General features: G+C 40.1%; 6 protein-coding genes. 3 read left to right on the top strand and 3 right to left on the bottom strand.

The features are described from left to right. Positions 1–301: 301 nt before the first annotated feature. Both FXF70_RS18920 and FXF70_RS18915 read right to left on the bottom strand, forming a co-directional pair. Positions 302–1,375, bottom strand: coding sequence for an FUSC family protein (locus FXF70_RS18920; RefSeq protein WP_025206980.1), 1,074 nt, complete (start codon positions 1,373–1,375; stop codon positions 302–304). Between the two features lie 247 nt (positions 1,376–1,622). Continuing rightward, complete coding sequence (locus FXF70_RS18915) at positions 1,623–2,918, bottom strand: glutamate-1-semialdehyde 2,1-aminomutase (protein WP_148780897.1); 1,296 nt, start codon at positions 2,916–2,918, stop codon at positions 1,623–1,625. Between the two features lie 129 nt (positions 2,919–3,047). Between FXF70_RS18915 and bcp the strand changes: the two genes are divergently transcribed. Next, positions 3,048–3,515, top strand: a complete 468-nt coding sequence (gene bcp, locus FXF70_RS18910; RefSeq protein WP_007496746.1) for a thioredoxin-dependent thiol peroxidase — start codon at positions 3,048–3,050, stop codon at positions 3,513–3,515. Between the two features lie 159 nt (positions 3,516–3,674). Further along, the gene (perR, locus tag FXF70_RS18905) at positions 3,675–4,112 is read left to right on the top strand and encodes a peroxide-responsive transcriptional repressor PerR (RefSeq protein ID WP_003217782.1); all 438 of its coding nucleotides are present in this window, start codon (positions 3,675–3,677) and stop codon (positions 4,110–4,112) included. A gap of 35 nt (positions 4,113–4,147) precedes the next feature. On the opposite strand, the gene FXF70_RS18900 is transcribed toward perR, so the two are convergent. After that, positions 4,148–4,495, bottom strand: a complete 348-nt coding sequence (locus tag FXF70_RS18900; protein WP_007496750.1) for a YgzB family protein — start codon at positions 4,493–4,495, stop codon at positions 4,148–4,150. A gap of 189 nt (positions 4,496–4,684) precedes the next feature. On the opposite strand from FXF70_RS18900, the gene FXF70_RS18895 reads away from it, so the two are divergent. Next, positions 4,685–5,563: a nucleotidyltransferase-like protein gene (locus tag FXF70_RS18895; RefSeq protein ID WP_079919190.1), complete on the top strand. Its 879-nt coding sequence runs from the start codon at positions 4,685–4,687 to the stop codon at positions 5,561–5,563. Positions 5,564–5,883: the final 320 nt, after the last annotated feature.

Below are 5,883 nucleotides of genomic sequence, written 5' to 3'. Positions count from 1 at the left end.
TCCTTCAATCTCATCTATCATAATGATGGTGAAAATAAAAAAGATTGTAGAAAAACATGAGTTTCTCTACAATCTGACCGATTCTAAGAATCGGTCACAGCGTGTAGACAAACCCCACATTCTTTGTCAATCCTGCGAGCTGGTGCTCACGAATATGGCATTCGCTCCGCTCCAATACTCGTCCTTCCTTGGTTTCAAGGGTTTTCAACTACGCTGAAAAGAAGACAAAGGGCTAAAATAAAGATCATTGTAGCCCTTTGTCAAAAATGTAAGCCCGATTCTTAGAATCGGGCTTTTGTATTTAAGCTTCTTTTTCTTCTGTCTCAATCTCACTATCTTTTGGGTGATACGTTTGGAAGCTTGTAATCAAAGTATCTAGATGCTCCAATTCATCACGGTATTCAATAATACTCGACATCACATTCAGCATATTGTAATCGAGCAAGTCGTTTTCTTGATTTTGCTGGTGTTGAATAAATGATTTCGTTAATGCTTCAAGACGAAGAGAGCATTCATTCTGAAAATCATCGTCCTGCGGTTTCATTTTTCCAACAAACTTCATCAAGGTACGTTCATGCCAGTACAGTAAATAATCAATCTCATCTGTTAAGCTCTCTCTGAAATGCTCTGGCATCAAATGAATTTCATTTTCTAACTTATGAAGCTTTTTCAGCAAGTACAGCGCTCGATTAGACGTCATGATTGCCTGTCTGAATAAAACAAGCTTTCTAGATTTGACATAAGTTGTTTTCTTTAAATAGCTTCGTTCTTCTTTGTATAACAAGTAAATGTGATCTAATTTGATCATGCGTTCTTTTATTTGATCGATGTCATCCTTTAAAGTGGAATGATCAGTAGACTGTCTGGAGCTCAGACGGATCCATTTTAAAATCTCCTCCGTATTTTCCATAATGTGATGAACAAGCTTTGTTTCATACTTTGGCGGCAGGAAAATCAAATTCACTAAAAATGAAGAAAGTACGCCTAACACCACAGTTGCTGTTCGAATTAAGGCAAAGGAAAGGAAATGATCCCCTGCACTTTCTAAAATCGCGATGACGGTTACGAGTGCAATCGGAATCGTGTGTTCAATCTTCAGCTTTAAATTAATCGCAATGACCATGACGGCAGTTAAGCCGATGATGACTGGTCCTGTGCCAAAAAGCAGACCGAACGTAATGGCAAGTGCTGCTCCAATAATATTGGCTTGCACTTGATCAACAATCGTTAAAAATGATCGATAAATAGATGGCTGGATAGCAAATACAGCTGCAATTCCCGCGAAAACGGGTGTCGGCAACCCAAGCCATGTTGCCAGGTAAAGCGCGAGTACAATGGCAATACCAGTTTTTAAAATACGGGCTCCAAGTTTCATTGGTTTTGTCCCTGCATTCCTTTCTTTTCGATAATAGATGACCACTTGTCATATATCATAAATATTTTGATGAAACAACTAAGTAATATACAGCGGTCTTCCGAAATATTCAAGTGATTTTTGAAAGTTCATGAAAACATCAAAAGAAGGTATTGAGAAAAAATGTAACAGATTCACTCGCTTTTGACAATCAAGAGCTGGTAAATAAAAAAACAGACGCATGAATTTACGTCTGTTTTTCTCTTCATTATGATTGTTTCAGTTGTTCAAACGCATGATCTACTGCTTTGAGCGTTTCAGAAATATCATTTTCAGTATGTGCAATGGTTAAGAACCACGCTTCATATTTAGAAGGAGCGAGGTTAATACCTTGTGCGAGCATGAATTTAAAGAAACGGGCGAACATTTCACCATCCGTATTTTCAGCCTGCTCGTAGTTCACAATCGTTTCCTTTGTAAAATAAATGGTGAGAGCACCTTTTAAGCGATTCACTGTAATATCTACTTGATGTTTTTTTGCGTGGGCTAAAATTCCCTCTTCTAGCATGGCCCCGAGCTGATCCAGACGTTCGTAGACCCCGTCTTGTTTTAACACTTCCAAGCATGCAATACCAGAAAGGATGGAGGCGGGATTACCTGCCATCGTACCAGCTTGGTAGGCTGGTCCAAGCGGGGCGACTTGCTCCATAATTTCTTTTTTGCCGCCGTAAGCGCCGATTGGAAGACCGCCGCCGATAATTTTACCTAATGCAGTGAGGTCAGGTTTTACTTGAAGCAAGTCCTGTGCACCACCATACATAAAGCGGAAAGCTGTAATGACTTCATCATAGATGACTAGAGCCCCTTTTTCATGAGTCAGGTCATTCACCTGCTGCAGGAAACCGTCTTTAGGCTCTACGATGCCAAAGTTCCCGACAATTGGCTCAACAAGAACAGCTGCTACTTCATCACCCCAGCGGTCTAATGCTTCTTTGTAGCTGTCTATATCGTTGAATGGAACGGTAATGACTTCATTGGCAATACTTTTAGGCACGCCCGCTGAATCTGGTGTTCCTAAAGTGGAAGGTCCAGAGCCGGCCGCAACTAGCACAAGATCAGAATGACCGTGGTAACATCCGGCAAACTTAATGATCTTTGTTCTGCCTGTATAAGCGCGAGCGACACGAATTGTCGTCATCACAGCTTCTGTACCTGAATTGACAAAACGAACTTTATCCAAAGCAGGCATCGCTTCCTTCAGCATCTTAGCAAAAGCGACTTCATGCTTCGTTGGTGTTCCGTAAAGGACACCCGTCTCGGCTGCTTTCGTGATGGCTTTTGTAATATGAGGATGAGCATGTCCCGTAATAATTGGACCGTATGCTGCCAAATAGTCGATATAACGGTTTCCGTCAACATCCCAAAAATAAGCGCCTTCGCCTTTTTCCATTGCAACAGGTGACCCGCCGCCCACTGCTTTATATGAACGAGATGGGCTGTTAACCCCTCCAACAATATGCTCCAGCGCCTCTTGATGTAATTTTTCTGATTCGGTGAATTTCATAAATAGCCTCCTATCTCAACGTATCACGTCGTCTATCATTATTTTAACATGCCGATGCAAGCGTCCTTAGTTGAATATCTTCTCCAAATTGGATAGGCTAATGAAAAAATAGGTTGGAGGGATTGTATCATGACAATCGAAGTGGGGCAGCAAGTACCTGATATTGAATTACTTGGTGATAATGGAGAGAAAGTAAAGCTCTCTGATTTTAAAGGGAAACACATTGTCCTTTATTTTTATCCAAAAGATATGACGCCGGGGTGCACAACGGAAGCTTGTGATTTCCGTGACCGCCATCAAAGCTTTGCGGAATTAGATGCTGTGATCATCGGCGTAAGCCCAGACGGTCAAGACAAGCACCAAAAGTTTAAAGAAAAACATGACTTACCTTTCCTGCTTCTTGTAGATGACGAACAAAAATTGTCTGAAGCTTTCGGTGTATGGAAGCTGAAAAAGAACTTTGGTAAGGAATACATGGGAATTGAACGCTCAACGTTTCTTATTAATAAAGAAGGAAAGCTTGTGAAAGAGTGGCGTAAAGTAAAGGTGAAAGATCATGTGGAAGAAGCGCTTGAGGAACTGAAAGCTCACGCTTAATATGTTGACGTGATGAGATCGGCAGTCGTGCCGGTCTTTTTTGTATTGAAGAATAGGTAAAAAAGAGGATTGTAATTGACAAAGTTTCGGCTCTGGGGGTACACTATTTATAAAGATTATAATATAAGAATATTTTTGAAAAGAGAGGTGCATGATGAAATGGCTGCTCACGAACTAAAAGACGCTTTAGACGCTCTAAAAGAAACCGGTGTTCGAATTACTCCGCAGCGCCATGCCATCTTGGAGTTTCTCGTAAATTCTATGACACACCCAACCGCGGACGATATATATAAGGCACTTGAAGGAAAATTTCCTAATATGAGTGTAGCAACGGTTTACAACAATTTACGAGTCTTCCGGGAATCTGGATTAGTAAAAGAATTAACGTATGGGGATTCCTCAAGCCGATTTGATTTTGCGACATCTGACCATTACCATGCGATTTGTGAAAACTGCGGAAAGATTGTGGACTTTCACTATCCTGGCCTTGATGAAGTAGAACAGCTTGCATCCCATGTGACAGGCTTTACAGTAAGTCATCATCGCTTGGAGATCTATGGCACTTGTCAAGAATGTGCAAAAAAAGAAAATCATTAATGAAAAAGCTGACCAGTTGAATGGTCAGCTTATTTTTATGACTTTTTTCGATTGTAGGATTCATCAAACTCTTTGCCTTCTAATGCTGGATCGAGTGTAAGTGGCTCTCTGCAATGCATGCACATGTCCACCCGCCCAAGCACTTTTGTTTCCTTCTCACAGCCTGGACATACGACCCGGACTGCCTTCGTAGAAAGCATACCGATCCAAAAGTAAACGGCTGTACTCAATCCAATCGATAACACGCCGAGTAGCATAAAGAAGGTCGACAGCCAGACCGATTCCTTGAAGAACACACCGATATACATGATCAAAAAACCAACAAAAACCAAACTAAGTGCAAATGTTCTGATTTTATTAATCTTACTGGAGTATTTCGCCATCCCTAGTCCCCCTTATCTCCAATATAGCACATTTTACCTTTCTGTTTGAATTAGTTATAGAGTTTTGTGAATAAATTGCTTATAATGATTCAACGATCTTTTTTCATGTATTGAAGGAATTTTGATTCTATGAGGAGAAATACATAGCATTAGAGAAGAACCTTACACCCGAGTATTGGAGGAATCACTATGGAAAATCTTCTCCGTCCTATTTATCAAGAGAGAGCAAGTCATCCAGATACATTAGCTGTGATTATAGTAGAAAGAAGACATAAAGTATCTTCTGAGACGGATAACTTTGATGCAGCGCTTCTAGTCATCGTAAAGGATGCGGAAGAACCGTTATTTATTAAGCACTATGAATCCGGTCACCAAACAGCTTCTTTAAATGTTGTCACAGATGATCAGTTGAAGGAATGGATTACCTTAGGTACCAACAGACGGATTATTGATTGGATTTTAAACGGAAAAGTCCTGTTTGATCGAAATGAATATATTTTCAACTTGATTGATGAACTGAGTACATTCCCGTTTTCTAACCGCAAGCTCAAAATTGGTTTAGAATATGGCAAGCTCATTCGAAGATATATAGAAGGAAAAGCATTTTTTGAATCAAATCAATTCCTCGATGCATATAATTCCATTGTGCATGCCCTGCATCATCTGGCGCGTATTGAAGTGATTGATAAAGGCTTCCACCCAGAAGTGACCGTTTGGAATCAAGTACGTCATATGGAGCCTGAAGTATATAAACTTTATTCAGAGCTGATTGAAAGCCACGAAAGTCTTCATAAGCGGTTAGAACTTTTATTCCTAGCGAATGATTTCTTGATTCATTCAAAAGCAGAAATTGGTGCGGCTCATTTGCGTCATGTCATGGAACAGCAGGATATTTGGCTGTTTGGCGAGCTTCTTGCACATCCTGATCTCAAACATTTCACACCTGATCTTAGTGTGATGATTGATTTCTTTGTGGAAAAAGGAATTGTGCTAGTAGAGCCAATTGAGACGAAGGGGCAAAAAATCTATCATCGAGGATATTTTGTTAAAAAAGATATTGACGTATGAATATTATGATGGTATATTATTAAACGTCGCTAATGAGCAACTGAGTTGCTTTTAAAGAAAAGCGGACAAAAAGAAATTCAGAAAAACACTTGACGCACACGGCGCTCAAATGTTATATTAAGAAAGTCGCCTCTGAGCGATAATGAAGATGATCTTTGAAAACTAAACAAGACAAAACGTACCTGTTAATTCGAGTTTTTATAAAAAAAATCCTATGATACATCATAGGTAGTCAGTCGAACGCTGACGAAAAGCAAAACTTCGGTTTTGTACTTTTTCGGAGAGTTTGATCCTGGCTCAGGACGAACGCTGGCGGCGTG

Origin of the sequence: Bacillus sp. Y3, assembly GCF_008123875.1 — a bacterium.
GTDB lineage: Bacteria > Bacillota > Bacilli > Bacillales > Bacillaceae > Bacillus > Bacillus altitudinis.
The sequence above is the reverse complement of the archived record's forward strand: the minus strand, read 5'-3'. Positions and strand labels throughout refer to the sequence as shown.